Annotated in this window: 24 protein-coding genes; 12 read left to right on the forward strand and 12 right to left on the reverse strand. The window is 67.1% G+C overall.

Annotated elements, in window-relative coordinates:
- Window positions 1-45: 45 nt before the first annotated feature.
- Both glyS and glyQ read right to left on the reverse strand, forming a co-directional pair.
- Entirely contained in the window at window positions 46-2100 is a 2055-nt protein-coding gene (gene glyS, locus LJF27_RS15625; RefSeq protein WP_025921219.1) for a glycine--tRNA ligase subunit beta, read from the reverse strand.
- Window positions 2100-3047: a glycine--tRNA ligase subunit alpha gene (gene glyQ, locus LJF27_RS15630; RefSeq protein ID WP_003097276.1), complete on the reverse strand. Its 948-nt coding sequence runs from the start codon at window positions 3045-3047 to the stop codon at window positions 2100-2102. Before glyQ ends, glyS begins: the two co-directional genes overlap by 1 nt.
- A gap of 104 nt (window positions 3048-3151) precedes the next feature.
- On the opposite strand from glyQ, the gene LJF27_RS15635 reads away from it, so the two are divergent.
- The 4 genes from LJF27_RS15635 (at window position 3152) to LJF27_RS15650 (ending at window position 5886) form a co-directional block, all read left to right on the forward strand.
- Window positions 3152-3703, forward strand: a complete 552-nt coding sequence (locus tag LJF27_RS15635; RefSeq protein WP_022581122.1) for a DNA-3-methyladenine glycosylase I — start codon at window positions 3152-3154, stop codon at window positions 3701-3703.
- Window positions 3704-3847: 144 nt separating this feature from the next.
- Window positions 3848-4735: a lysophospholipid acyltransferase gene (locus tag LJF27_RS15640; RefSeq protein ID WP_003097282.1), complete on the forward strand. Its 888-nt coding sequence runs from the start codon at window positions 3848-3850 to the stop codon at window positions 4733-4735.
- A gap of 84 nt (window positions 4736-4819) precedes the next feature.
- Window positions 4820-5086 (forward strand): PilZ domain-containing protein, encoded by a 267-nt coding sequence (locus LJF27_RS15645; protein ID WP_003114645.1) that lies wholly within the window; start codon window positions 4820-4822, stop codon window positions 5084-5086.
- Window positions 5087-5232: 146 nt separating this feature from the next.
- Window positions 5233-5886, forward strand: a complete 654-nt coding sequence (locus tag LJF27_RS15650; protein WP_023117275.1) for a 7-cyano-7-deazaguanine/7-aminomethyl-7-deazaguanine transporter — start codon at window positions 5233-5235, stop codon at window positions 5884-5886.
- 65 nt (window positions 5887-5951) lie between these two features.
- Here LJF27_RS15650 and LJF27_RS15655 read toward each other — a convergent pair whose 3' ends face one another.
- The 6 genes from LJF27_RS15655 to def form a co-directional block, all read right to left on the reverse strand.
- Window positions 5952-6224: a hypothetical protein gene (locus tag LJF27_RS15655; protein WP_003107049.1), complete on the reverse strand. Its 273-nt coding sequence runs from the start codon at window positions 6222-6224 to the stop codon at window positions 5952-5954.
- 292 nt (window positions 6225-6516) lie between these two features.
- Window positions 6517-6834, reverse strand: coding sequence for a tetratricopeptide repeat protein (locus LJF27_RS15660; protein ID WP_003120685.1), 318 nt, complete (start codon window positions 6832-6834; stop codon window positions 6517-6519).
- A gap of 148 nt (window positions 6835-6982) precedes the next feature.
- Complete coding sequence (gene trkA, locus LJF27_RS15665; RefSeq protein ID WP_003107053.1) at window positions 6983-8356, reverse strand: Trk system potassium transporter TrkA; 1374 nt, start codon at window positions 8354-8356, stop codon at window positions 6983-6985.
- Window positions 8357-8383: 27 nt separating this feature from the next.
- Window positions 8384-9688: a 16S rRNA (cytosine(967)-C(5))-methyltransferase RsmB gene (gene rsmB / locus LJF27_RS15670; RefSeq protein ID WP_003107055.1), complete on the reverse strand. Its 1305-nt coding sequence runs from the start codon at window positions 9686-9688 to the stop codon at window positions 8384-8386.
- The gene (fmt, locus tag LJF27_RS15675; protein ID WP_023117274.1) at window positions 9685-10629 is read right to left on the reverse strand and encodes a methionyl-tRNA formyltransferase; all 945 of its coding nucleotides are present in this window, start codon (window positions 10627-10629) and stop codon (window positions 9685-9687) included. The genes rsmB and fmt overlap by 4 nt, the downstream gene beginning before the upstream one ends.
- A gap of 54 nt (window positions 10630-10683) precedes the next feature.
- Entirely contained in the window at window positions 10684-11190 is a 507-nt protein-coding gene (gene def / locus LJF27_RS15680) for a peptide deformylase (protein WP_003107059.1), read from the reverse strand.
- A gap of 138 nt (window positions 11191-11328) precedes the next feature.
- Here def and LJF27_RS15685 point away from each other — a divergent pair, with 138 nt between their 5' ends.
- From LJF27_RS15685 to LJF27_RS15695, 3 genes are all read left to right on the forward strand, one after another.
- The gene (locus tag LJF27_RS15685; protein WP_003097294.1) at window positions 11329-12354 is read left to right on the forward strand and encodes a LysM peptidoglycan-binding domain-containing protein; all 1026 of its coding nucleotides are present in this window, start codon (window positions 11329-11331) and stop codon (window positions 12352-12354) included.
- A gap of 134 nt (window positions 12355-12488) precedes the next feature.
- A complete protein-coding gene (dprA, locus tag LJF27_RS15690) occupies window positions 12489-13577 on the forward strand; it encodes a DNA-processing protein DprA (protein ID WP_016264002.1) in 1089 nt (362 codons plus the stop codon).
- A 40-nt stretch (window positions 13578-13617) separates the two neighbouring features.
- Window positions 13618-14175 (forward strand): L-threonylcarbamoyladenylate synthase, encoded by a 558-nt coding sequence (locus LJF27_RS15695; RefSeq protein ID WP_003097300.1) that lies wholly within the window; start codon window positions 13618-13620, stop codon window positions 14173-14175.
- Between the two features lie 9 nt (window positions 14176-14184).
- On the opposite strand, the gene LJF27_RS15700 is transcribed toward LJF27_RS15695, so the two are convergent.
- Complete coding sequence (locus LJF27_RS15700; RefSeq protein ID WP_003111202.1) at window positions 14185-15162, reverse strand: NADPH:quinone reductase; 978 nt, start codon at window positions 15160-15162, stop codon at window positions 14185-14187.
- Window positions 15163-15352: 190 nt separating this feature from the next.
- On the opposite strand from LJF27_RS15700, the gene hemF reads away from it, so the two are divergent.
- The 5 genes from hemF (at window position 15353) to LJF27_RS15725 (ending at window position 20115) form a co-directional block, all read left to right on the forward strand.
- Window positions 15353-16270, forward strand: coding sequence for an oxygen-dependent coproporphyrinogen oxidase (gene hemF / locus LJF27_RS15705; RefSeq protein WP_003097311.1), 918 nt, complete (start codon window positions 15353-15355; stop codon window positions 16268-16270).
- 57 nt (window positions 16271-16327) lie between these two features.
- Window positions 16328-17152, forward strand: a complete 825-nt coding sequence (gene aroE / locus LJF27_RS15710) for a shikimate dehydrogenase (protein WP_003111201.1) — start codon at window positions 16328-16330, stop codon at window positions 17150-17152.
- A gap of 110 nt (window positions 17153-17262) precedes the next feature.
- Window positions 17263-18249 carry a phospholipase C gene (locus tag LJF27_RS15715; RefSeq protein WP_003111200.1) on the forward strand — a complete coding sequence of 329 codons (987 nt, stop codon included), beginning with the start codon at window positions 17263-17265 and terminating at the stop codon, window positions 18247-18249.
- On the forward strand, window positions 18230-19516 hold the full coding sequence (locus LJF27_RS15720; protein ID WP_003158560.1) for a peptidylprolyl isomerase: 1287 nt from the start codon (window positions 18230-18232) through the stop codon (window positions 19514-19516). Before LJF27_RS15715 ends, LJF27_RS15720 begins: the two co-directional genes overlap by 20 nt.
- Entirely contained in the window at window positions 19513-20115 is a 603-nt protein-coding gene (locus LJF27_RS15725; RefSeq protein WP_003118483.1) for a hypothetical protein, read from the forward strand. The genes LJF27_RS15720 and LJF27_RS15725 overlap by 4 nt, the downstream gene beginning before the upstream one ends.
- Window positions 20116-20118: 3 nt before the next feature.
- Here the strand turns inward: LJF27_RS15725 and LJF27_RS15730 are convergent, their stop codons facing one another.
- From LJF27_RS15730 to betC, 3 genes are read right to left on the reverse strand one after another with little or no spacing between them, the layout of a single operon-like run.
- Window positions 20119-21672 carry a SulP family inorganic anion transporter gene (locus LJF27_RS15730; protein WP_003158559.1) on the reverse strand — a complete coding sequence of 518 codons (1554 nt, stop codon included), beginning with the start codon at window positions 21670-21672 and terminating at the stop codon, window positions 20119-20121.
- 4 nt (window positions 21673-21676) lie between these two features.
- Entirely contained in the window at window positions 21677-22600 is a 924-nt protein-coding gene (locus LJF27_RS15735; RefSeq protein ID WP_023117273.1) for a choline ABC transporter substrate-binding protein, read from the reverse strand.
- A gap of 16 nt (window positions 22601-22616) precedes the next feature.
- Window positions 22617-24128, reverse strand: a complete 1512-nt coding sequence (betC, locus tag LJF27_RS15740) for a choline-sulfatase (protein WP_023117272.1) — start codon at window positions 24126-24128, stop codon at window positions 22617-22619.
- Between the last annotated feature and the right edge of the window lie 97 nt (window positions 24129-24225).

A 24225-nucleotide genomic window follows, 5' to 3' on the forward strand; every position in this document is an offset into this window, starting at 1 on the left:
CGGTGTCGCGAGGACGCCGGGCCTTTTCTTCGAGGCGGGACTGGCTCAGCCGAGCAGCGAGATGTCCGCCACCCCGAGGAACGACCCGCGCAGCTTGGCCAGCAGCGCATAGCGGTTGGCGCGCACCGCCGCGTCGTCGACATTGACCATCACATCGGCGAAGAACGTATCCACCGGCTCGCGCAAGGCCGCCAGGCGGGCCAGCGCGGCGCGATAGTCGCGTGCCGCTGCCAGCGGCGCGACTTCGCTTTCGGCGTTCGCCACGGCGCTGCCCAGGGCCTTCTCGGCGGCTTCCACCAGCAGGCTGGCATCCACGTTCGGCGGAACCTCGTCCTCGGACTTGGCGAGAATATTCGACACCCGTTTGTTCGCCGCGGCCAGGGCCTCGGCTTCAGGCAACTGGCGGAAGGCCTGGACGGCCTGTACGCGCTGGTCGAAGTCCAGCGGCGAGCTTGGCTTGAGCGCGCGCACCGACTGGTACACGGCCACGTCCACGCCTTCGTCCTCGTAGCGCGCGCGCAGGCGGTCGAACACGAAGTCCAGCACCTGCTCGGCCAGGCCGGCGGCCTTGACCTTGTCGCCGTATTGCTCGACGGCGGCGTTGACCGCGGCTACCAGGTCCAGGTCGAGCTGCTTCTCGATGAGGATGCGCAGCACGCCCAGCGCGGCACGGCGCAGCGCGTAGGGGTCCTTGCTGCCGGTGGGAAGCATGCCGATGCCGAAGATACCGACCAGGGTATCGAGCTTGTCGGCCACCGCCACGGCGGCGCCGGTCAGGGTCGAGGGTAGCTCGGCGCCGGCGCCGCGCGGCATGTACTGCTCGTTGAGGGCCAGAGCGACGTCTTCCGCTTCGCCGCCGTGGGTGGCGTAGTAGTAGCCGGCGATGCCCTGCATCTCGGGGAACTCGCCGACCATCTCGGTCGCCAGGTCGCACTTGGACAGGATGCCGGCGCGCGCGGCGTTCTGCGCATTGCCGCCTATACGTTCGGCGATGTAGGCGGCCAGGCCGGAGACGCGCTGGGCCTTCTCGAACACGGTGCCGAGCTGGGCCTGGAACACTACGTTGCGCAGGCGCTCGTTGAAGCTTTCGAGCGGCTGCTTCTTGTCCTGCTTGAAGAAGAACTCGGCGTCGGTGAGGCGCGGGCGAACCACCTTCTCGTTACCGCTGACGATGTTTTCCGGCGCCTTGCTCTCGACGTTGGCGACGGTGATGAAGCGCGGCAGCAGCTTGCCGTCGGCGTCCAGCAGGCAGAAGTATTTCTGGTTGTCCTGCATGGTGGTGATCAGGGCTTCCTGCGGGACCTCGAGGAAGCGCTCCTCGAAGGAGCAGACCAGCGGCACCGGCCACTCGACCAGTGCAGTCACTTCGTCGAGCAGGCTCGGCGGCACGATGGCGCTGCCTTGTTGCTCGGCGGCCAGTTCGGCCACGCGCTTGGCGATCAGCTCGCGGCGCTCGGCGAAATCGGCCAGCACATGAGCGCCGCGCAGGTCTTCCAGGTACGCTGCCGGGCTGGAAATACGCACATTGTCCGGATTGTGGAAGCGGTGGCCACGGGATTCGCGCCCGGCTTTCTGGGCGAGGATCTCGCACTCGACCACGTCGTCGCCGAACAGCATCACCAGCCATTGGGTCGGACGCACGAACTCCTCGCGGCGAGCTGCCCAGCGCATCCGCTTGGGAATCGGCAGTTCGTTCAACGAGGCCTCGACGATGCCCGGCAGCAGGCCGGCAGCCGGTTGGCCGGCGATGGTCTGGCTGAAGCGCAGCTTCGGACCGCTCTTGTCGATCTGCTGCAGATCCACGCCGCACTTCTTGGCGAAGCCCAGGGCGGCCTGGGTCGGGTTACCGCTGGCGTCGAAGGCGGCCTGCAGCGGCGGACCGTCGAGGTTGACGGTACGGTCGGGCTGCTGCACGGCGAGTTGCTCGACCAGCACGGCGAGACGGCGCGGCGCCGCATAGAAACGCGCAGCGGCGTAGCTCAGACCGGCAGCCTTGAGGCCCTTCTCGATACCGCTGAGGAAGGCTTCGCCGAGGCTGTTGAGGGCTTTTGGCGGCAGCTCTTCGGTGCCCAGTTCGACCAGGAAATCCTTGGCGCTCATCATTCGGCCTCCTTCAGCTTGGCCAGTACTTCGTCACGCAATTCGGGGGTGGCCATGGGGAAGCCGAGGCGCGCGCGGGCCTGCAGGTAGCTCTGCGCCACGGCGCGGGCCAGGGTACGCACGCGAAGGATGTAGCGCTGGCGCTCGGTGACCGAGATGGCGCGCCGCGCATCCAGCAGGTTGAAGGTATGCGAAGCCTTGAGGACCATCTCGTAGGTCGGCAACGGCAGCTCCAGCGCGATCAGGCGGTTGGCTTCGCTTTCGTAGAAGTCGAACAGTTCGAACAGCTTCGGCACGTTGGCGTGCTCGAAGTTGAAGGTGGATTGCTCCACCTCGTTCTGGTGGAACACGTCGCCATAGGTGACCTTGCCGAACGGGCCGTCGGTCCAGACCAGGTCGTAGACCGAGTCCACGCCCTGCAGGTACATGGCCAGGCGCTCCAGGCCGTAGGTGATCTCGCCGGTGACCGGATAGCACTCGATGCCGCCGACCTGCTGGAAGTAGGTGAACTGGGTGACTTCCATGCCGTTCAGCCAGATTTCCCAACCCAGGCCCCAGGCGCCGAGGGTCGGCGACTCCCAGTTGTCCTCGACGAAGCGGATGTCGTGGACCAGCGGGTCGATGCCGATGGCTTTCAGCGAGCCGAGGTACAGCTCCTGGAAGTTCTCCGGGTTCGGCTTCAGGACCACCTGAAACTGGTAGTAGTGCTGCAGGCGGTTGGGGTTCTCGCCGTAGCGGCCGTCGGTGGGGCGGCGGCTCGGCTGGACGTAGGCGGCGTTCCAGGTCTCCGGGCCGATGGCGCGGAGGAAGGTGGCGGTGTGGAAGGTGCCGGCGCCCACTTCCATGTCGTAGGGCTGCAGCACCACGCAGCCCTGCTCTGCCCAGTAGTTCTGCAGGGCGAGAATCAGGTCTTGGAAGGTGCGCACGGCGGGCGTAGTCTGGCTCACGAAATTCACCTGTGCTGAGGCTTCGATACAAAACGCGGAAGTATACCCGATTCCCGCGCCGCCTCGCCCGTCCCCCCGATCCCTGGAAAACCACGGAAAGCCTTATGCCACGCTGCTTCTGGTGCAACGACGATCCTCTCTACATGGCCTACCACGACGAGGAGTGGGGTGTGCCGCAGCGCGATCCCGACGCGCTGTTCGAACTTCTGCTGCTGGAGGGCTTCCAGGCCGGGTTGTCCTGGATCACCGTGCTGAAGAAGCGCGAGCGCTACCGCCAGGTGCTGTTCGGCTTCGATGTGCAGCGAGTGGCACAGATGAGCGACGCGGAGATCGACGAACTGATGCTCGACCCCGGCATCATTCGCAATCGGGCCAAGCTCAACGCTGCGCGGCAGAACGCCCAGGCCTGGCTGGAGCTGGATGACCCGGCTGGGTTCCTCTGGTCCTTCGTCGGCGGCCAGCCGAAGATCAACCATTTCGCTGGTCGTGCCGAGGTGCCGGCGATTACCCCGGAAGCCGAGGCCATGAGCAAGGCGCTGCGCAAGGCCGGCTTCAACTTCGTCGGGCCGACCATCTGCTACGCCTTCATGCAGGCCAGCGGCATGGTCATGGACCATACCCAGGACTGCGACCGTTACGCCCAACTCGTCGGCTAGCCGGGCGCTCCCTGATGGATGCGTTCGGATGTTCCACGTGGAACATCGGCGCGCAGCATAGCTGGTCGCCCCGCTTCCTTGGCTGCCGCCCTCGCCCTTCTTCCTGGCGTACAATGCGCGTTCGAGTCGAGCGAGGAGTGTTTCGTGGAGAAATTCAAAGGTGCCCTGGTGGTGGGGGCCCTACGCCTGTTCGCGCTATTGCCCTGGCGTGCCGTGCAAGGCGTCGGGGCCGGCATAGGCTGGCTGATGTGGAAATTGCCGAATCGATCCCGCGAGGTAGTGCGGATCAACCTGTCCAAGTGCTTCCCCGAGTTGTCCGAAACCGAACTGGAAAAGCTGGTCGGACAAAGCCTGATGGATATTGGCCGTACCCTCACCGAAAGTGCCTGTGCCTGGATCTGGCCGCCTGAAAAGTCGCTGAGGTACATCCGCGAGGTCGAAGGCATGGAAGTGCTGGAGGAAGCGCTGGCTTCCGGCGATGGCCTGGTCGGCATTACCAGTCACCTGGGAAACTGGGAAGTACTCAACCACTTCTATTGCTCTTACGCCAAGCCGATCATCTTCTATCGTCCGCCCAAGCTGAAGGCAGTGGACGAGTTGCTGAAGAAGCAACGCGTGCAATTGGGCAATCGCGTCGCGCCTTCCACTCCGGAGGGTATCCTCAGCGTCATCAAGGAAGTGAAGAAAGGCGGTTGCGTAGGGATTCCCGCCGACCCCGAGCCCGCGCGTACCGCTGGGCTCTTCGTGCCCTACCTGGGCACCACTGCATTGATCAGCAAATTCGTGCCGCAGTTGCTTTCACGCGGCAAGGCGCGTGGAGTGTTCTTCCATGCGGTGCGCCTGCCCGATGGTAGCGGTTACAAGGTGATCCTCGAAGCGGCTCCGGCGGACATGTACGACAAGGACCTGGAAGTGTCTGTAGCAGCCATGAGCCGCGAGTTGGCGAAGTATGTACGAGCCTATCCCAGCCAGTACATGTGGAGCATGAAGCGCTTCAAGAACCGCCCGGATGGCGAGAAAAAATGGTATTGAGGAAAGGGCGTCGGAAGACGCCTTTTTCATATCCGGGTACTATGCTCAGCTCTGCCGCCTCCTCCGCAGGTCCCGAGGGACTCGATGGATAATCAACGACAATACCCACGAACCCCGCTCAAGTGCCGAATCCGTATCAGTCACCCGCTATTTGGCGAGCTGATGGCGCAGACACGCGACCTCTCCGACACCGGGGTCTATGTCAAACACCCGGATCTGACCCAGCTCCCAACAGGCAGTGTCGTTACTGGCCAGGTACAGGATCTGCCGATCGACGCGCCGATCCTGCAGATGGAAGTCGTGCGAGTCGATGCGGAAGGCGTCGGCCTGCGCTTTCTCAGCGAAGCCTGAACGGTGATGTTCCACGTGGAACCCCAGGCATGAGCCACTGATCACAGAGTGGGCGAAACCGCTGCCGGTTATCGGCTAGAATGCGCGCCGCTCGGCATGGTGCCGGGCATGGGTTCCCTCACCCCATCGCGCAAAAAGGACAGCACATGTCAGCCTCTTCTCCGGCGGCCTGGCGCGGCACCCTGGCCGGCCTGATCGCCTTCCACATCTTCATCATCATCGCCAGCAACTACCTGGTGCAGTTGCCGATCACCCTGTTTGGCTGGCACACCACCTGGGGCGCCTTCAGCTTTCCGTTCATCTTCCTGGCTACCGACCTCACCGTACGCCTGCTGGGCAAGGGCCCTGCCCGGCTGGTCATCGCCCGGGTCATGATCCCGGTGTTGATCGCCTCCTACGTGGTCTCGGTGTTGTTCCAGGAAGCGGCGTTCCGTGGTTTCTCCGCGCTGCTCGAGTTCAACACCTTCGTCGCCCGGATCTCCCTGGCAAGCTTCCTCGCCTATGTGCTCGGACAGATCCTCGATATCCAGGTATTCGACCGCCTCCGTCGTTCCCGGCACTGGTGGACCGCGCCAGTCGCCTCGACCATCCTCGGCAACCTGCTGGACACCTTCACCTTCTTCTTCGTGGCGTTCTGGCGTAGCGACAATCCGTTCATGGCGCAGCACTGGGTGGAAATCGCCACGGTGGACTACGGAGTGAAGCTGAGTATCAGTCTTCTACTGTTCGTGCCGCTCTACGGCATGCTACTCAACGGCATCCTGAAGATGCTGCCGGGGCGGCCGCAGAGCAACGCTTGAGGCTCATCGAGGCAATCTGGAGGAAGGGCGCAACAGGCCGTGATGACCGTTGCGCCCTTCTTCGTTCAGGAGGTGGTAGCCCGGTGCGCGGCCGTGAGCAGCGTCAGGGCATCGCCGCCGAGCGTGACCAGGATGTGCGCCACGCGCTGAATGGGAACGCCCTGCCCCGTCCGCACTTCGATCCTTTCCAAGGCATGGAGGAGGCCGAGGAGAGCCCTGAGGCGCTCCTGTACGGATTCGAGCATCTCATTGGCGGAGGCGTTCCGGTGAACGTAGAGAATCGCTTGCTCGTATGGGTATTCGACATAGGACGGGACTGAACGCTCTTGCTTCGACATGTTGGCTCCGGAAAAGTAGTTGAAGTCAGGTGTCGCGTTCGGGCTTTGACCGAAGCGATGAGTCGAAGCTAGAGGGCCGGCAGCGGTCGCTCAATGGGGTGTTGGGCGTTCGGGATGCAGGCTACATCGTTGACAGAAGTTGCCTACGAATGTGTGGAACAGGTCTTTGTAAAAGTGTCGTCGGGGCGTGCTCGAACCGTTCTGCCAGCGCTCGATGAGCACGCCCGACCCGTCTGCCGGAACTCCGGCCGGCGGATGGCGAGAACGCGCTGCGCAAGCCTTGGCCGGACGCTCAGGTTCTCGCCCTGTCGAGCTTGCGCAGGAACACCGTCATTTCCTTTTCGGCCTGCTTGTCGCCATGCGTCGCGGCAGTTGCCAGGCCCTGCTCCCAGGCCTGCCGGGCGCCCGCGAGATCGCCGGCAGCCTGGCGCGCCTTGCCCAGCAGCTTCCAGCCGGCGGAATACTTCGGGTCCTGCTCTACGCAGCGCTGGAGGTGTTCCGCCGCGCGTTCGGCGTCGCCCGCGTCCAGGTAGCCCTTGCCCAGGCCGAAGCGCAGCAGCGCATTGTCCACGCCTTTGGCCAGCATCTTTTCCAGACCTTCGATCATCATCCTGCCCTCTTCCAACGATGTCGGCCATTGTGCCCGGCTCCGGCCAGGCTTTGCACGGAACAGAGGGATTCGGCCGTTGCGAAGGAGGCACGCGGCCCCTTGGTGTTCGTAGGCCGAAGCCCTATCGCCGTTCGCGATAGGGCGTGCCTCAGAAGAACGTCAGGCCGGCCTGGAACAGTCGCTCGACGTCGCGGATGTATTTCTTGTCGACCAGAAACAGCAGCACGTGGTCGCCGCTCTCGATGCGGGTGTCGCCATGGGCGATCAGCACTTCCTCGTCGCGCACCAGCGCGCCGATAGTGGTGCCCGGCGGCAGCTTGATCTCGTTGATCGAGCGACCGATCACCTTGCTCGACTTGGCGTCGCCATGGGCTACCACTTCGATCGCTTCGGCTGCGCCGCGGCGCAGCGAGTGTACGCTCTCGATGTCGCCGCGGCGAACGTGGGCCAGCAGGGTGCCGATGGTCGCCAGTTGCGGGCTGATGGCGATGTCGATCTCGCCGCCTTGCACCAGGTCGACATAGGCCGGGTTGTTGATCAGGGTCATCACCTTGCTCGCGCCGAGCCGCTTGGCCAGCAGCGAGGACATGATGTTGGCCTCGTCGTCGTTGGTCAGGGCGAGGAACACGTCGGTCTCGCCGATGTTTTCCTCCAGCAGCAGGTCGCGGTCGGAAGCGCTGCCGTTGAGCACGATGGTGCTGTCCAGGGTATCCGAGAGGTGCCGGCAGCGCAGCGGGCTGCGCTCGATGATCTTTACCTGGTAGCGGCTCTCGATGGCCTCGGCCAGGCGCTCGCCGACATTGCCGCCGCCGGCGATGATGATCCGCTTGTAGCTGTCGTCGAGCCTGCGCATCTCGCCCATTACCGCGCGGATATGGGCCTTGGCGGCGATGAAGAAGACTTCGTCGTCGGCCTCGATCACCGTGTCGCCCTGGGGAATGATCGGCCGGTTGCGGCGGTAGATCGCGGCGACGCGGGTATCTACGTTCGGCATGTGCTCGCGCAACTGGCGCAGCTCCTGCCCTACCAGAGGGCCGCCGTAGTAGGCCTTGATCCCGACCAACTGCGCCTTGCCCTCGGCGAAGTCGATGACTTGCAGCGCGCCGGGGTGTTCGATCAGGCGCTTGATGTAGTTGGTGACCACCTGCTCCGGGCTGATCAGCACGTCCACCGGGATCGCCTCGTTGTCGAACAGCCCGGTACGGGTCAGGTAGGCCGGCTCGCGGACGCGGGCGATCTTGGTCGGGGTGTTGAACAGGGTGTAGGCGACCTGGCAGGCGACCATGTTGGTCTCGTCGCTATTGGTCACCGCCACCAGCATGTCGGCGTCGTCGGCGCCGGCCTGGCGCAGCACCGTGGGGAACGAGGCCTTGCCTTGCACGGTGCGGATGTCGAGGCGGTCGCCGAGGTCGCGCAGGCGGTCGCCGTCGGTGTCGACCACGGTGATGTCGTTAGCTTCGCTGGCCAGGTGCTCGGCCAGTGTGCCGCCGACCTGGCCGGCACCGAGGATGATGATTTTCATGGCAGGAAACGGCTCGTCAGGTTTCGATCAACGGGCGGATATCTTGATCAGCTTGGCATAGTAGAAGCCATCGTGGCCCTCCACCTGCGGCAGCAACTGGCGGCCGTGGGGCTGTTTCATGCCCCAGGGACCGGGAAGGTCCAGTTCGCGGGCGCCGGGCGTGCGGGCGAGGAAGGCGGCGATGCTGTCGCTGTTTTCCGCCGGCATCACCGAACAGGTGGCGTAGAGCAGTACGCCACCGACTTCCAGGGTAGGCCACAGCGCGTCGAGCAATTCACCCTGCAGGTGCGCCAGGGCGGCGATGTCTTCCGGCTTGCGCGCCAGCTTGATGTCCGGGTGGCGGCGGATCACCCCGGTGGCCGAGCACGGCGCGTCGAGGAGGATGCGCTGGAACGGCTTGCCGTCCCACCACTCCCCGGTGGCCCTGGCGTCGGCGGCGACCAGGCTGGCTTGCAGGCCGAGCCGCTGGAGGTTTTCCCGGACCCTTACCAGGCGGCTCTCCTCGAGGTCGACGGCGACCACTTCGGCCAGTCCCGGCTGGGTTTCCAGCAGGTGGCAGGTCTTGCCGCCAGGCGCACAGCAGGCGTCGAGGACACGCTGGCCGGGCGCGCTTTCGAGCAGCTCGGCGGCCAGTTGCGCGGCTTCGTCCTGGACGCTGACGCGGCCCTCCGCGAAGCCCGGTAGTTCGCGTACGTCGCGCGGCGCGGCGAGCTGGATGCCGTCGCGGCTGTAGTCGCAGGCGCGGGCCTTGATCCCGGCTTCGGCGAGTTCGGCCAGGTAGGCATCGCGCTCGCCGTGGCGCCGATTGACCCGCAAGGTCATCGGCGGGTGTGCGTTGTTCGCCGCGCAGAGCGCGTCGAGTTGCTCCGGCCAGGCCTGCTTGAGCGCTTTCAGCAGCCAGCGCGGATGGCCCAGGCGCGCCGAGGGATCGCGGTCGACCTCGGCCAGCAGCGTCTCGCCTTCGCGCTGCGCGCGGCGCAGCACGGCGTTGAGCACGCCCTTGGCCCAGCCCTTCTTCAGCTTGTCGGCGCAGCCGACGGTCTCGCCGATCGCGGCGTGCGGCGGAATCCGCGTGTAGAGCAACTGGTAGAGGCCGATCAGCAGCAGGGCGTGGATATCGGTGTCGGTGGCCTTGAACGGCTTCTGCAACAGGCGCGCGGCCAGGGCCTGCAGGCGCGGTTGCCAGCGCGCCGCGCCGAAGGCCAGCTCCTGGGTCAGGCCGCGATCACGCGGGGCGACCTTGTCCAGTTGCGGCGGCAGCGCGCCAGACAGCGAGGCGCGTCCGGCGAGCACCGCGGCCAGCGCCTGGCAGGCGGCGAGACGCGGGTTCATTGGCCGAGCACCTGGCCGGCGGCGAATTGCTCGCGACGGCTGTTGTAGAGGTCGGCGAAGGCCAGTGGCTTGCCGCCCGGCACTTGCAGGCGGGTCAGGCGCAGGGCGCCTTCGCCGCAGGCGACCAGCAGGCCGTCGCGGCTGGCCTCGAGGATGGTTCCGGGCGCCCCGCTACCCTGCCCCAGGCTGGCGCCGAGGACTTTCAGCGGCGCATCGGCGAGGCTGGTGTGGCAGACCGGCCAGGGGGTGAAGGCGCGGACCTGGCGCTCCAGTTCGACGGCCGGACGGCTCCAGTCGAGGCGTGCCTCGTCCTTGTTCAGCTTGTGCGCGTAGGTGGCCAGGGCGTCGTCCTGGATCTCGCCATGCAGGGTGCCGGCGGCCAGGCCGGCGATGGCTTCGATCACCGCTTTCGGGCCGAGCGCGGCGAGCCGGTCGTGCAGGCTGCCGCCGGTGTCCGCGGCGGAAATCGGCGTGCTCACCTTGAGCAGCATCGGGCCGGTGTCGAGCCCTGCTTCCATCTGCATCACGGTGACGCCGCTCTCCGCGTCGCCGGCTTCCACCGCGCGCTGGATCGGCGCGGCGCCGCGCCAGCGCGGCAGCAGCGAGGCGTGGCTGTTGATGCAGCCCAGGCGCGGGATATCGAGTACCGCCTGGGGCAGGATCAGGCCATAGGCGACCACCACCATCAGGTCCGCGCGCAGGGCCGCCAGCTCCGCCTGGGCCTCGGCATTACGCAGGCTCTGCGGCTGCATGACCGGCAGGCCATGCTCCAGGGCCAGGTTCTTCACCGCGCTGGGCATCAGTTTCTGCCCGCGGCCGGCCGGCCGGTCAGGCTGGGTGTAGACGGCGACGATCCGATGTGGGGTGTCGAGCAGGGCCTTGAGATGCTCGGCGGCGAATTCCGGGGTTCCGGCGAAGACGATGCGCAATGCTTGGCTCATGCGGGGCTCGCTAAAAGAAAAAGGCTTGCCGGGGCAAGCCTTTGGGGGATGGGGTCACGCCTGCTGTCGATGCTGCTTTTCCAGCTTCTTGCGGATGCGGTCGCGCTTGAGGGTGGACAGGTAGTCGACGAACAGCTTGCCGTTGAGGTGGTCGCATTCGTGCTGGATGCATACCGCCAGCAGGCCTTCGGCGACTTCCTCGAAGGGGTTGCCATCGCGGTCGAGGGCCTTGATCCGGACCTTCTGCGGTCGGTCCACGTTCTCGTAGAAGCCGGGTACCGACAGGCAGCCTTCCTGGTACTGGTCCATATCCTCGGTCAGCGGTTCGAACTCGGGGTTGATGAATACCCTCGGCTCGGACTTGTCTTCGCTGAGGTCCATGACCACGATGCGCTTGTGCACGTTCACCTGGGTCGCGGCGAGGCCGATGCCCGGGGCTTCGTACATGGTTTCGAACATGTCGTCGATCAGCTGGCGCACCGCGTCGTCGACCACCTCCACCGGTTTGGCGATGGTCCGCAGGCGCGGATCGGGGAATTCGAGAATGTTCAGGATGGCCATATGCGTTTGTGATGCACTTGTGGAATCGATTGAAAATCCGCTGCTAAGATGGCGCGCAGCTTGAAAACGGCTTCAGACCGCGATTCTCGCGGGCTTCGGGCGTTTCGCGTATGTCGACATGATAAAGGGATTCACTGCATGAGGAAATCACTAGTCGCCCTTCTGCTCCTTGCCGCGAGCGGTCTGGCGCAGGCCCAGGTCGACCTCAGGGAAGGGCATCCGGACCGCTACACGGTGGTCAGGGGCGATACCCTGTGGGACATCTCGGGGAAATTCCTCCGCCAGCCATGGAAGTGGCCGGAACTCTGGCACGCCAACCCGCAGATCCAGAATCCCCACCTGATCTACCCCGGCGACACACTCAGCCTGGTCTACGTCGATGGCCAGCCGCGGCTGGTGCTGAACCGTGGCGAATCGCGCGGGACCATCAAGCTGTCGCCGAAGATCCGCAGCACGCCGATCGCCGAGGCCATCCCGACCATCCCGCTGGACAAGATCAACAGCTTCCTGCTGGCCAACCGCATCGTCGATGACGAGAAGACCTTCACCAGTGCGCCGTACATCGTCGCCGGCAACGCCGAGCGGATCGTCAGCGGCACCGGCGACCGCATCTATGCCCGCGGCAAGTTCGCCGACGGCCAGCCGGCCTATGGCATCTTCCGCCAGGGCAAGGTCTACATCGATCCGAAGACCAAGGAAGTCCTCGGCATCAACGCCGACGACATCGGCGGCGGCGAGGTGGTGGCCACCGAAGGCGACGTCGCGACCCTGGCGCTGACCCGCACCACCCAGGAAGTGCGCCTGGGCGACCGCCTGTTCCCCACCGAGGAGCGTGCGGTGAATTCCACCTTCATGCCCGGCGAGCCGAGCCGCGAGGTGAAGGGCGAAATCATCGACGTACCGCGCGGCGTGACCCAGATCGGCCAGTTCGACGTGGTCACCCTGAACCGTGGCCAGCGCGACGGGCTGGCCGAGGGCAACGTGCTGGCGATCTACAAGGTCGGCGAGACGGTGCGCGACCGCGTTACCGGTGAGTCGGTGAAGATTCCCGACGAACGCGCCGGCCTGCTGATGGTGTTCCGTACCTACAAGAAGCTGAGCTACGCCCTGGTTCTGATGGCCAGCAGGCCGCTCTCGGTAACCGACAGGGTGCAGAATCCCTGACTCGAAACCCCCGCCTCGGCGGGGGTTTCGCGTTTCTGGGGGAAGGAAATTTCATACGACGGTTTCCAGGATGGAAGCCGGACCCTTCCCCTCTTCCTGTCAGCGATGGACCTGCCTGCTATGGATGAGTCGCGATGAAGAACCATTCTCCAGCCGAACTGGAAGCACGGCTGCGCCTGCATGGCCTGCCCGAACTGGGACCCATGCGCTTCCTGCGCTTGATCGAGGCCTTCGGTTCGGCCTCTTCCGCGCTTGCCGCGCCAGCCGGCGCCTGGCGCACCCTGGGAGTGCCTGCCGAGGCCGCCGCCGCGCGGCGCAGCCCGGCGGTGCGGGAAGCGGCGGGTGAAGCCCTGCGCTGGCTGGAAGGTCCGCGCAGGCACCTGCTGATGTGGGACGACCCGGGATACCCGGCACTGCTCGCCGAAGTCGCCGATGCCCCGCCGCTGCTGTACGTCGAAGGCGCTCCGGAGACTCTGGAACGGCCGCAACTGGCGATGGTCGGCAGCCGCCGCGCCAGCCCCGCCGGGCTGGGCACCGCCCGGAGCTTTGCGCGCAGCCTGGCGCAGGGCGGCTTCGCCATCACCAGCGGGCTGGCCCTGGGCATCGATGGCGCCGCCCACGAGGGCGCGCTGGAGGCTGGCGGCGCGACCGTGGCAGTCCTCGGCACCGGCCTGCGCAGGCTCTATCCGCGGCGCCACGAGGCGCTGGCGCGGCGCATCGTCGAGGGTGGCGGCGCGCTGGTTTCGGAGCTGCCGCTGGACAGCCCGCCGCTGCCGGCAAACTTTCCCCGGCGCAACCGCATCATCAGCGGACTCTCGCTGGGTGTGCTGGTGGTCGAGGCAAGTCCCGCCAGCGGCTCGCTGATCACCGCGCGGCTGGCGGCGGAACAGGGGCGCGAGGTGTACGCCATTCCGGGTTCCATCCACCATCCCGGCGCACGTGGCTGCCACCAACTGATTCGCGATGGCGCGCTGCTGGTGGAAAGCGTCGGGCACGTGCTCGAAGCACTGCGCGGCTGGGCGCAGGCGGAGCCAGCGGAAGCGCCGGCGCAGCCCCTGCCCCACCCTTTGCTGGCGCTGCTGCGCGCCGCGCCCTACACCAGCGAAGGCCTGGCCGCCGCCAGCGGCATGACGCTGCCCGATGTGCTGGCGACGCTCTGCGAACTGGAACTCGACGGCCGGGTCGCCTGCGAGGCCGGCACCTGGGTGCATCGCTCCGGCTGAAACCGTACACTTCGCGCACCCTGTCCGCTGGAGTGAGTCGATGATCAGCAGCTTTCGTGCGCAATGCGCCGCCCGGGTCGTCCGCGAGGGCGGCGTGATCGCCTATCCCACCGAGGCGGTATGGGGGCTCGGCTGCGACCCGTGGAACGAGGATGCGGTGTATCGCCTGCTGGCGCTGAAGGCGCGGCCGGTGGAAAAGGGCCTGATCGTGGTGGCGGCGAATATCCACCAGCTCGACTTCCTTCTCGAAGACCTGCCGGACGTCTGGCTGGACCGCCTGGCCGGTACCTGGCCGGGGCCGAACACCTGGCTGGTGCCGCACCAGGAGCGCCTGCCGGAGTGGGTCACCGGCGTCCACGACAGCGTCGCCGTGCGGGTCACCGACCATCCCCTGGTACAGGAACTGTGCCATCTCACCGGTCCGCTGATCTCCACCTCGGCCAATCCGGCCGGGCGCCCGGCGGCGCGCACGCGGCTGCGGGTGGAGCAATACTTCCACGACGAGCTGGACGCTATCCTCGGCGGCGCCCTTGGCGGGCGCCGCAACCCCAGCCTGATCCGCGACCTGGTGACCGGACAGGTCATCCGCCCGGCCTGAGTACGCGCTTCAGGGCAACAGTACGGTCGAGCCGGTGGTTCGCCGTGCGGCCAGTTCGGTATGCGCCCTGGCTGCTTCGGCCAGGGCGAAGCGCTGGTTGATCTCGATGCGGATGTCGCCGCGCTCGATCAGGCCGAACAGCTCGTCGGCCATCGCCTGGAGTTTTTCCGGGGTATCGGCGTAGCTGCCCAGGGTCGGCCGGGTCACGTACAGCGAACCCTTCTGCGAGAGGATGCCCAGGTTGACCCCGGTCACCGGCCCCGAGGCGTTGCCGAAGCTGACCAGCAAGCCGCGCGGCGCCACGCAGTCCAGCGAGGTTTCCCAGGTATCCTTGCCCACCGAGTCGTAGACCACCGGGCACTTCTTCCCGTCGGTCAGTTCGAGCACCCGCCGCGCCACGTTCTCATGGCTATAGTCGATGGTCTCCCAGGCACCGTGCTGCCTGGCCAGGCGCGCCTTTTCCGGCGAGCTGACGGTGCCGATCAGCTGCACTCCAAGGGCCTTGGCCCATTGGCAGGCGAACAGGCCCACGCCGCCCGCGGCGGCATGGAAGAGAATGGTTTCGCCGCCCCGCAGTTCGTAGGTCTGGCGCAGCAGGTATTGGGTGGTGAGCCCCTTGAGCATCACCGCGGCGGCCTGTTCGAAGTCGATGCCGTCGGGCAGGTGGACCAGCTTCTCCTCCGCCAGCACATGCAGTTCGCTGTAGGCGCCCAGCGGGCCGGTGGCGTAGGCGACGCGGTCGCCGACCTTGAAACGGGTCACTTCGCTGCCCACCGCCTCGACCTCGCCGGCACCTTCGCTACCCAGTCCCGAGGGTAAGCCGGGGGCCGGATAGAGGCCGCTGCGGTAGTAGGTGTCGATGAAGTTCAGGCCAATGGCGCGATTGCGCACGCGGACTTCCCGGGGGCCCGGCTCGGCGGGTTGGTAGTCGCGGTATTCGAGGACTTCGGGGCCGCCGTAGGCAGCGAACTGGATGCGCTTGGCCATGCTGGAACTCCTGCTTCGTCAGGGTTTCGGACGGTCGCGCCGGGTGGGCGACCCTGGGTAAAGGCCTTCATCCAAGCCTTCCCCTTGACGGCCGTCAAGCGCCGGCTACCCATCCAGGGTGGTATGCTTGCGCCCTCGTTTCGTCGCCAGCCCGCGCCCCGCGCGGCCTCCCCGCTCCAAGGTGAACTCCGTGACCGACCGTATCGCCGCTGTCAAAACCTACCTGCTCGACCTGCAAGACCGCATCTGCGCCGCCCTCGAGGCGGAGGACGGCAAGGCCCGCTTCGCCGAGGACGCCTGGGAGCGTCCGGCCGGTGGCGGCGGACGGACGCGGGTAATCGGCGACGGCGCATTGATCGAGAAGGGCGGGGTGAATTTTTCCCACGTCTTCGGCGATAGCCTGCCGCCCTCGGCCAGCGCCCATCGGCCGGAACTGGCCGGGCGCGGTTTCCAGGCGCTCGGCGTGTCGCTGGTGATCCATCCGGAAAACCCCCACGTGCCGACGTCCCATGCCAACGTGCGTTTCTTCTGCGCCGAGAAGGAAGGCGAGGAGCCGGTCTGGTGGTTCGGCGGCGGCTTCGATCTGACCCCCTACTACGCCCACGAGGAAGACTGCGTGCATTGGCACCGGGTCGCTCGCGACGCCTGCGCGCCGTTCGGCGCGGACGTCTACCCGCGCTACAAGGAATGGTGCGACCGCTACTTCCACCTCAAGCACCGCAACGAGCCGCGCGGCATCGGCGGCCTGTTCTTCGACGACCTCAACCAGTGGGACTTCGACACCTGCTTCGCCTTCATCCGCGCCATCGGCGATGCCTATATCGACGCCTACCTGCCGATCGTCCAGCGCCGCAAGCACACGCCGTTCGATGAACGGCAGCGAGAGTTCCAGGCCTATCGTCGCGGTCGCTATGTGGAGTTCAACCTGGTCTTCGATCGTGGCACCCTGTTCGGCCTGCAGTCCGGCGGCCGTACCGAATCGATCCTGATGTCGTTGCCGCCGCAGGTGCGCTGGGGCTATGACTGGAAACCCGAGCCGGGCAGCGAGGAAGCGCGCCTGACCGAGTATTTCCTCGCCGACCGCGATTGGCTCGCCGGCCAGCCCTGACCCGCCCGCAGGGGACGAGTCCGCTCGTCCCGTCCCACTCCGGCAAAGGAACGACCCATGGACCGCTATTGCGTATTCGGCAACCCCATCGGCCACAGCAAGTCGCCGCTGATCCACCGCCTGTTCGCCGAGCAGACCGGCGAGGCGCTGGTCTATGACGCGCAACTGGCGCCGCTGGACGATTTCCCCGGGTTCGCCCGGCGCTTCTTCGAGCAGGGCAAGGGCGCCAATGTCACCGTGCCGTTCAAGGAAGAGGCCTATCGTCTGGTGGACGAGTTGAGCGAGCGGGCCACCCGGGCCGGGGCGGTGAACACCCTGATCCGCCTCGCCGACGGTCGCCTGCGCGGCGACAACACCGACGGCGCCGGCCTGCTGCGGGACCTGACGGCGAACGCCGGGGTCGAGCTGCGCGGCAAGCGGGTTCTCCTGCTCGGCGCCGGCGGTGCGGTGCGTGGGGTGCTCGAACCCTTCCTCGGCGAGTGCCCGGCGGAGTTGCTGATCGCCAACCGCACGGCGCGGAAGGCCGTGGACCTGGCCGAGCGGTTCGCCGACCTCGGCGCGGTGCACGGCTGCGGTTTCGCCGAGGTCGAAGGGCCTTTCGACCTGATCGTCAACGGCACCTCGGCCAGTCTTGCCGGCGACGTGCCGCCGCTGGCGCAGAGCGTGATCGAGCCCGGCCGTACCGTCTGCTACGACATGATGTATGCCAAGGAACCGACTGCCTTCAACCGCTGGGCCGCCGAACGCGGTGCGGCGCGTACCCTGGATGGCCTGGGCATGCTGGTGGAGCAGGCCGCCGAGGCATTCTTCCTCTGGCGCGGCGTGCGTCCTGCCTCGGCGCCAGTGTTGGAGACGCTGCGCCGACAGTTGGCAACTGTCTGAGTTGTCAGGCGGCATTTGAGACGTACGTCTCAAATTGGCTTCCATCTGACATGTAGGAATCACAAAACCGGGTTAAGACTTCAGGCTTCACTCACTCTCGAGCGCTGCCGATGAAAACCTTCGCCCGCCTGGCCGCCGGTCTCTGCATCTGCGCCATCGCCAGCCAGGCCAACGCCTGGTCGCAACCGACCCACAAGAACATCGTCAAGGATGCCCTGGCCTTCATGAACTCCTCCTACGCCACCGAGGAGATGCGCCAGGCCTACCGGTTCTACGTGAGCGCCGCCGGCAGCGAGGCGCAGGCCGGGGAGATCCTCGGCCAGGCGGCCTTCGACGTGGACGACTTCAAGGACACCCGTCTCGGTGGCTGGTGGGTCGGCTACGAACACGCGCCGCTGTGGGGCGCGGCTTCGGGCATCGTCAACTACACCTCGTACTGGCACTTCCTCAACCTGGCCCGGGACGGCGACTCCCATGGCAACCCCCACGGCGGCTACGACTACCGCTACCACAAGGTCGACGGCGGCATCGCCGACGTCGACTGGTACGCCATGGTCTACCTCTACAACCGCGAGCTGAAGCGCGAGGACTTCGACACCACCGAGGCGCACTACCGCCAGGGCACCCGCTCGGACTGGCAGGAGCACTACGGCGACTTCCAGACCGCCGCCTTCCAGCCGATCGATAACCTCGCCACCTACTGGTTCGAGCAGTTCCGCGCCGCGCCTTCGCTGCAGACCATCGGCTATGCCCTGCATGCCACCGGCGACGTGGCCCAGCCGCACCATGTGTGGATCACCTCGGCCAACGGCCATTCCAGCTGGGAAGGCTGGGTCGACGACCACTACGCCAGCGAGAAGCTCAACGACCCGGCGGCGGTGGCCAACCTGGTGGGGCGCTACGACCCGAGCAAGAGCATCCGCGACCTGCTCACCCAGACCGGCCAGGTCGCCTACGCGCGCCCCGAGCCGCTCTACGACACCAGCTACGAGACGCGCCTGCGGGTGGCGAAGGAGCTGATTCCCGAGTCCATCGCCCTGACCGTCACCGTACTGACCAAGGGCGCCAACAGCTTCGATGCACCGACTGCTCTCTGATCGCGCCCGGGGCTGGCGTCGCGCACTGTGCGGGATCGTCCTCGGGCTGCTGGCGTGGAGCGCCCATGGCGTCCCCGCCAAGGCGCCGCAGGATCTGCGGATCGACGGCGAGGTGCTGCCGGGGAGAAGCATCGACTTGCTCGAGCAGGCCCTGTCGCGGGTCAAGTTCAACACCGACCCGCAGCAGTTGCGCCGTGGCCTGGTGGAAAACCGCCTGCTGGCGCGCGCGGTGGAAGACCAGCTCACCGCGCAGAGCCGCGCCGATCTCGACGCCAGCGTGGAGATCGAGGCCGGCAACCTGCTCGAACAGGTATACGGCAGGCGCTACCGCGAGGACCTCGGGCCATACCTGCGCCAGCCCCGGGCCCTGAGCGCGGAGCGTTTGCGCGAGGTGCTGGCGCCGAGGAGCCGCGGCCTGGTGGAAAACAGCCTGCTGCTGGACGAGACGCAGCGCCGCGAGGCGGCCGGGGTCGAGCTGATCGGCTGGCAGTTTCCCGGCCAGCCGGCACAGGTCCTCGACCTGCTATCGCTGTACGAAGGCGACAACGTCCAGGGCCAGGTGGAATTGCAACAGGGCAACCTCGCTTACCTGGCGCGCCAGGTCCAGACCCGCATCCGCCGCGACTACCTCTGGTACCGCCTGGCCCGGGACGGCTTCGGCCCGGCAGAGCGGCAGGGCGTGAGGACCCTGGTGCGGGACAAGCTGGTGCGCCATCGCTATCTGCACCAGATCGGCCTCTACAGTGATTTCCACCATGAGTCCGATGCGCTGCGGGAACTCGCCGGCAAGGTCAGCGACAAGGACGCCGAGGCCTACTATCGGCGCAACCTGGAGCGTTACCGCAACGTCGCGCAGGTGCAGGCGGCGCATATCCGCCTGGCCGACCAGGCGAGCGCGGACAAGGTCTACGCCGAGTTGCGCGGCGGCCTGGCCTTCGACGAGGCGGTACGCCGCTATTCCCTGGCCGACGACAGGGACCGCGACCCGCCCGGCGACCTAGGCCTGATACGGCCCCAGGACGGCCGGCTCGACCTGCTGCGCAAGACTGCGCTGATCCAGAAGGCCGATACGGTTTCCCAGCCGATGCGCATCGACGGCGCGTTCGAGATCGTCCGGGTGCGTAGCCGCAAGGATCGCCAGTTGCCCCTCGACGACCGCAGCGTGCGCTTCGAGGTGAACCAGGCGGTGGCGCGCGAGCAACTGGCAGCGCAGTTCGAGACGCGCCTGCGCAACCTGCTGGCCGGCGCCAGGGTGGAAGGCCTGTGAAGCGCTGGCTCGGCGTTGCCCTCGGCTGCAGCGGGCTGGCGATCGCCCTGACCTGCGCCGGCGTGTTGCTGGCGCCTGCCGATATGGCCGCTTCCTCGTCTTCTCCGTCGCCAGCCAGGACGGTTGCGGCACTGCCCGCGGTCGACGACCGTCCGCCGCCGCCGGCGCCGGTGCGATCGCAAGCGGCAGCACCTGCGTACGAGGCGGAGCCGCCGGCGGCGGAACTGGATCGCGAGCAGGCGATCCAGTTCATGCAGATGCTGCGCGACGAGGGCGACCCGCGCAGCCCGCCGCTCGGCGGCCTGCAACCACGCCAGGGCGCGACGGCGCAGGAGCTGGCCGATCCGAAGCAGTACCAGGCCTTCGAGGAACGACAGACCCGCGAACTGGTACAGGCCTACACCAGCGGCGTACAGCAGATACCGGAAATCCGCGCGCGGATCGAGGCGGCCGAACAGGGTGGCGAGCGCAGCGCCGAGGAAATCGACGAGGCTCGCGCCGCCCTTGGACAGTTGGAGATGATGCGCGACAAGCTGCAGCGGGAATCGCCGCAACTGCTGCCCGGCGACAGCGCACCGACATCGCCGGCGGCGCCCTGAGCGTCAGCCTTCGTAGTGCAGGCGGCAGCCTTCGTCGGCCTGCCGGCCCAGCGCTTCGCGGACCTGCGGGCGGGCGTGGCGCAATACCAGGCGGCGGCCCTCGGCGTGCAGGCGGCGGGCTTCCTGCTGCAACAGCACTGCGCCGGCGAAGTCGATGAAGTTCACCTGGCGGGCGTCCAGCACCAGCCGTGGCCTGTCGCATTGGCGCATGAGGCGTTGCAGGTAGTCGCAGGCGCCGAAGAAGATCGAGCCTTCGATGCGCAGCACTTCTTCCTCGTCGTTGTGCTGGCGCAGTACGCGTGGTGTCGAGGTGCGCCGCAGGTAGAAGACCAGCGACGCCAGCACTCCCGCGTAGATGGCGTTCTGCAGCGGCAACAGCAGCGTGGCCAGGGCGGTTAGGCCGGCCACCAGGCATTCGGCGCGGCCGCTGCGGTAGAGCGCGCGGAGCGCTGGGCGGTCGATCAGGCCCCAGGCGATCAGCAGGATGCCTGCGGCCATCGCCGGCAACGGCACATGCTCGATCAGGCGCGCACCGAGCACGGCCAGCAGTGCCACCCAGAGCGCCGAAAACGCACCCGCCAGCGGGGAGCGCGCACCGGCTTCCAGATTCAGCCCGGAGCGGGTGAAGGAGCCCGCCGACAGGCTCGCCGACAGCCAAGGCCCGAGCAGGTTCGACAGGCCCTGGGCGCGGACCTCCTGGTTGGCATCGAACGCGTCTCCCTGGCGCGCGGCCAGGGCGCGGGCGATCGATAGGCTGGTGACCAGCCCGAGCATGCCGCAGGCCACCGCCGCAGGTAGCAGGTCGAGGATCGATCGGGAATCGAAGACCAGCGGACTCCAGCCCGGCAGTGCGCTCGATAAGGCCTGCACATGGGCTACCGAGGCGAAGGTCCCGGGTAGCGCCCAGACCAGCGTGGCACCGCCCAGCAAGCCAAGCAGCAGGGCCGGCCAGCGCGGTCGCAGGCGCCTGACCAGCAGGCTGAGCGCGAAGCTGAAGCCGCCCACCAGCAGCGATGGGCCATCGAACTCGGCGAACCGCGCCAGCAGCCGCCAGCCGTTTCCCGGCGCTGCGCCCTCCCCGCTCGCGGCCAGGCCGAGAAGATAGGGCAGTTGGCCGAGGACGATCAGCAGCGCCGCGCCAAGGGTGAAGCCGAGCATCACCGAATGCGAGACGAAATTGACCAGCGACCCGACGCGCAGGACGCCGAGCAGCCACTGGAAGGCGCCGGCGAGAAAGGTCAGCAGCAGCACGGCCTGGACGTATTGCGGGCTGCCCAGCGGCGCCAGCGGGGCCACCGAACTGAACAGCAGCACCGAGATCGCCGCGGTGGGACCGCTCACCAGGTAGCGCGACGAGCCCCACAGGCAGGCGATCGCCACTGGCAGCATCGCCGCGTACAGGCCGTACTCCGCTGGCAGGCCGGCGATCAGCGCATAGGCCATCGATTGCGGCAGTGCCAGGATTGCGCCATTCAGGCCGACCCAGGCCTCGCGCCCGAGCATGCCCCGGTGCAGCCCCGGTAGCCAGGCGAGGAACGGCAGCAGGCGCGTCCACATGGCGCTATGGCTGGCCGCGAACCGCGGCCAGGGCGTCGCCGCCGTCGCGGCTGGTCACCCCTTGCAGCCAGGCCTCGAGCACCTGCGGGTTGGCCTTGAGCCAGGCGCGGGTCGCCGAGGCCGGAGTCGCCGTGCCTTCCAGCGCGTCGCTCATCAGGCGGTTCTCCATATCCAGGTCGAAGCGCAGGTTGGCCAGCAGCCGCGCCGGGTTCGGGCACTGCGCGGCGTAGCCCTTGCGTGCCAGGGTGTAGACCTGGCCGCGGTCGCCGAAGTACTGCTCGCCGCCTTCCAGGTAGCGCAGGTCATGGCGGATGTTCATCGGGTGCGGCGTCCAGCCGAGGAACACCAGCCAGCGCTGGCGCTTCTCGGCCCGGCCGAGTTCGGCGAGCATCGCCTGCTCGCTGGACTCCACCAGCTTCCAGTCGCCGAGGCCGAACTGGTTGGCGTCGATCATCTTCTGGATCGACTGATTGGCCGGCGCGCCGGAGCCGATCCCGTACAGCTTGCGGTTGAAGCGTTGCCCTTGCGCGGCGAGGTCCTCGAAGCGGTGTACGCCGGCGTCCCAGACGTAGCGCGGCACCGCCAGGGTGAAGCGGGTGCCGTCGAGGTTGCGACCGAGGCGTTCGACCTGGCCGCTGGCGACGAACTTGTCGTGATAGTCCTGGTGCGCGGGCATCCAGCCGCCGAGGAAGGCGTCCACCTGGCCGTCGCGCAGGCCGCCATAGATGATCGGCACCGACAGGGTATCGATCTTCACCTGGTAGCCGAGGCTTTCCAGGAGAAACGCGGCGGTGGCGTTGGTCACCGCGATATCGCTCCAGCCTGGATCGGCCAGCCTGACGCGGGTACAGGCGGGGTCTTCGGCGTATAGCGAGGCGCTGCCCAGGAACAGGGTTGCGGCCAGCAGGCAGGTGGGAAGCCGGTTCATGGAGGTGCCCTCGTGCTCAGGGTTGCGGGAAGCGCGCGCGGCGCTCGAGATCGTCCAGGTCGATATGGTTGCGCATGTACTGCTGGCTGGCATCGACCCACGGCTGGTGGTCCCAGCTGGCCAGCCGTCCTCGCGCCAGCGCGGCGGCCACCAGGCGTCGGCGGCGCTGGCTGTCGAGTACGGCGCGGGTGATCGCGGGGATGTCCCAGCGTCGCCGGGCCTCGTCGAGGAACGCCTCGAACGTTCCGCGGTGGGCCGGACTGGCGGCGAGGTTCTCGCGTTCCTGCGGATCGTTGCGCAGGTCGTAGAGCAGGCAGGGGTCCTGCTCGGAGTAGATGAACTTGTAGTCGCCGCGGCGGATCATCATCAGCGGGCTGAGGGTGCCCTCGGCGGTGTATTCGCCGATCACCTCGTCATGCCCGCTGCCGTCGCGCAGGTGCGGCAGCAGCGAGCGGCCTTCCAGCGGCAGGCGTGGATCGACCTGGCCGCCGGCCAGCTCCACCAGGGTCGGCAGCAGGTCCACGGTGGATACCGAAGCGCCGATGCGGCGCGGCGCGAAGCGCGCCGGCGCATGGACCAGCAGCGGCACGCGCGCGGCCATCTCGAACCAGTGCATCTTGTACCAGAGGCCGCGCTCGCCGAGCATGTCGCCATGGTCTCCGGAGAACACCACGATGGTGTCGTCGGCCAGCCCGCATTTCTCCAGGGTCGCCAGCAGCGCACCGATCTGCGCGTCGACGTAGCTGCAGGCGCCGAAGTAGGCACGCCGGGCGGCGCGGATGCGCTCCTCGGGCAACGGCTTGTCCCACAGGTCGATGACCTTCAGCAGGCGTTGCGAATGAGGGTCCTGCTCCTCCTGGGCGAAGCGCTGGCGCGGCAGCGGGATGTCCTCGTCGCGGTAGAGATTCCAGTAGCTCGCCGGGATGCTGTAGGGGTCGTGCGGATGGGTCATCGACACGGTCAGGCAGAATGGCTGGCCGGCGTGCTGGCGAACATGGTCGTAGAGGTACTGGCGGGCCTTGAACACCACCTCCTCGTCGAAGTCCAGCTGGTTGGTGCGCACGCAGGGACCGGCCTGCAAAACCGAGGACATGTTGTGGTACCAGCTCGGGCGCACCTCCGGCTCGTCCCAGTTCACCGCCCAGCCATAGTCCGCCGGATAGATGTCGCTGGTCAGGCGTTCCTCGTAGCCGTGCAACTGGTCGGGACCGCAGAAGTGCATCTTGCCCGACAGCGCCGTGCGATAGCCGAGGTTACGCAGGTAGTGGGCGTAGGTGGGGGTATCGGCGGCGAAGTCGGCAGCGTTGTCCCAGGCGCCGATGCGGGTAGGCAAGCGACCGCTGACCAGGGTGAAGCGCGACGGCGCGCAGAGCGGGCTGTTGCAGTATGCCGAGTCGAACACCACGGCCCGTTCGGCGAGGCGCGAGAGGTGAGGCATGCGCAGCGCCGAGCGCGGATCGTGAAGCGGCAGCAGCGGCGCGGCCATCTGGTCGGCCATGATGAACAGGATGTTCGGCGAGGTCTTCATCGGGCGGCTTATCCCATGCGATTGGGTTATGCGATAGTGCTGCGTCGATCATCAGTGCATCGAAATCCCTGGTAAACCGCATGGGGCTGGATGCGTT

It is taken from the genome of Pseudomonas sp. 203-8, assembly GCF_020708595.1.
Taxonomy (GTDB): domain Bacteria; phylum Pseudomonadota; class Gammaproteobacteria; order Pseudomonadales; family Pseudomonadaceae; genus Pseudomonas; species Pseudomonas aeruginosa.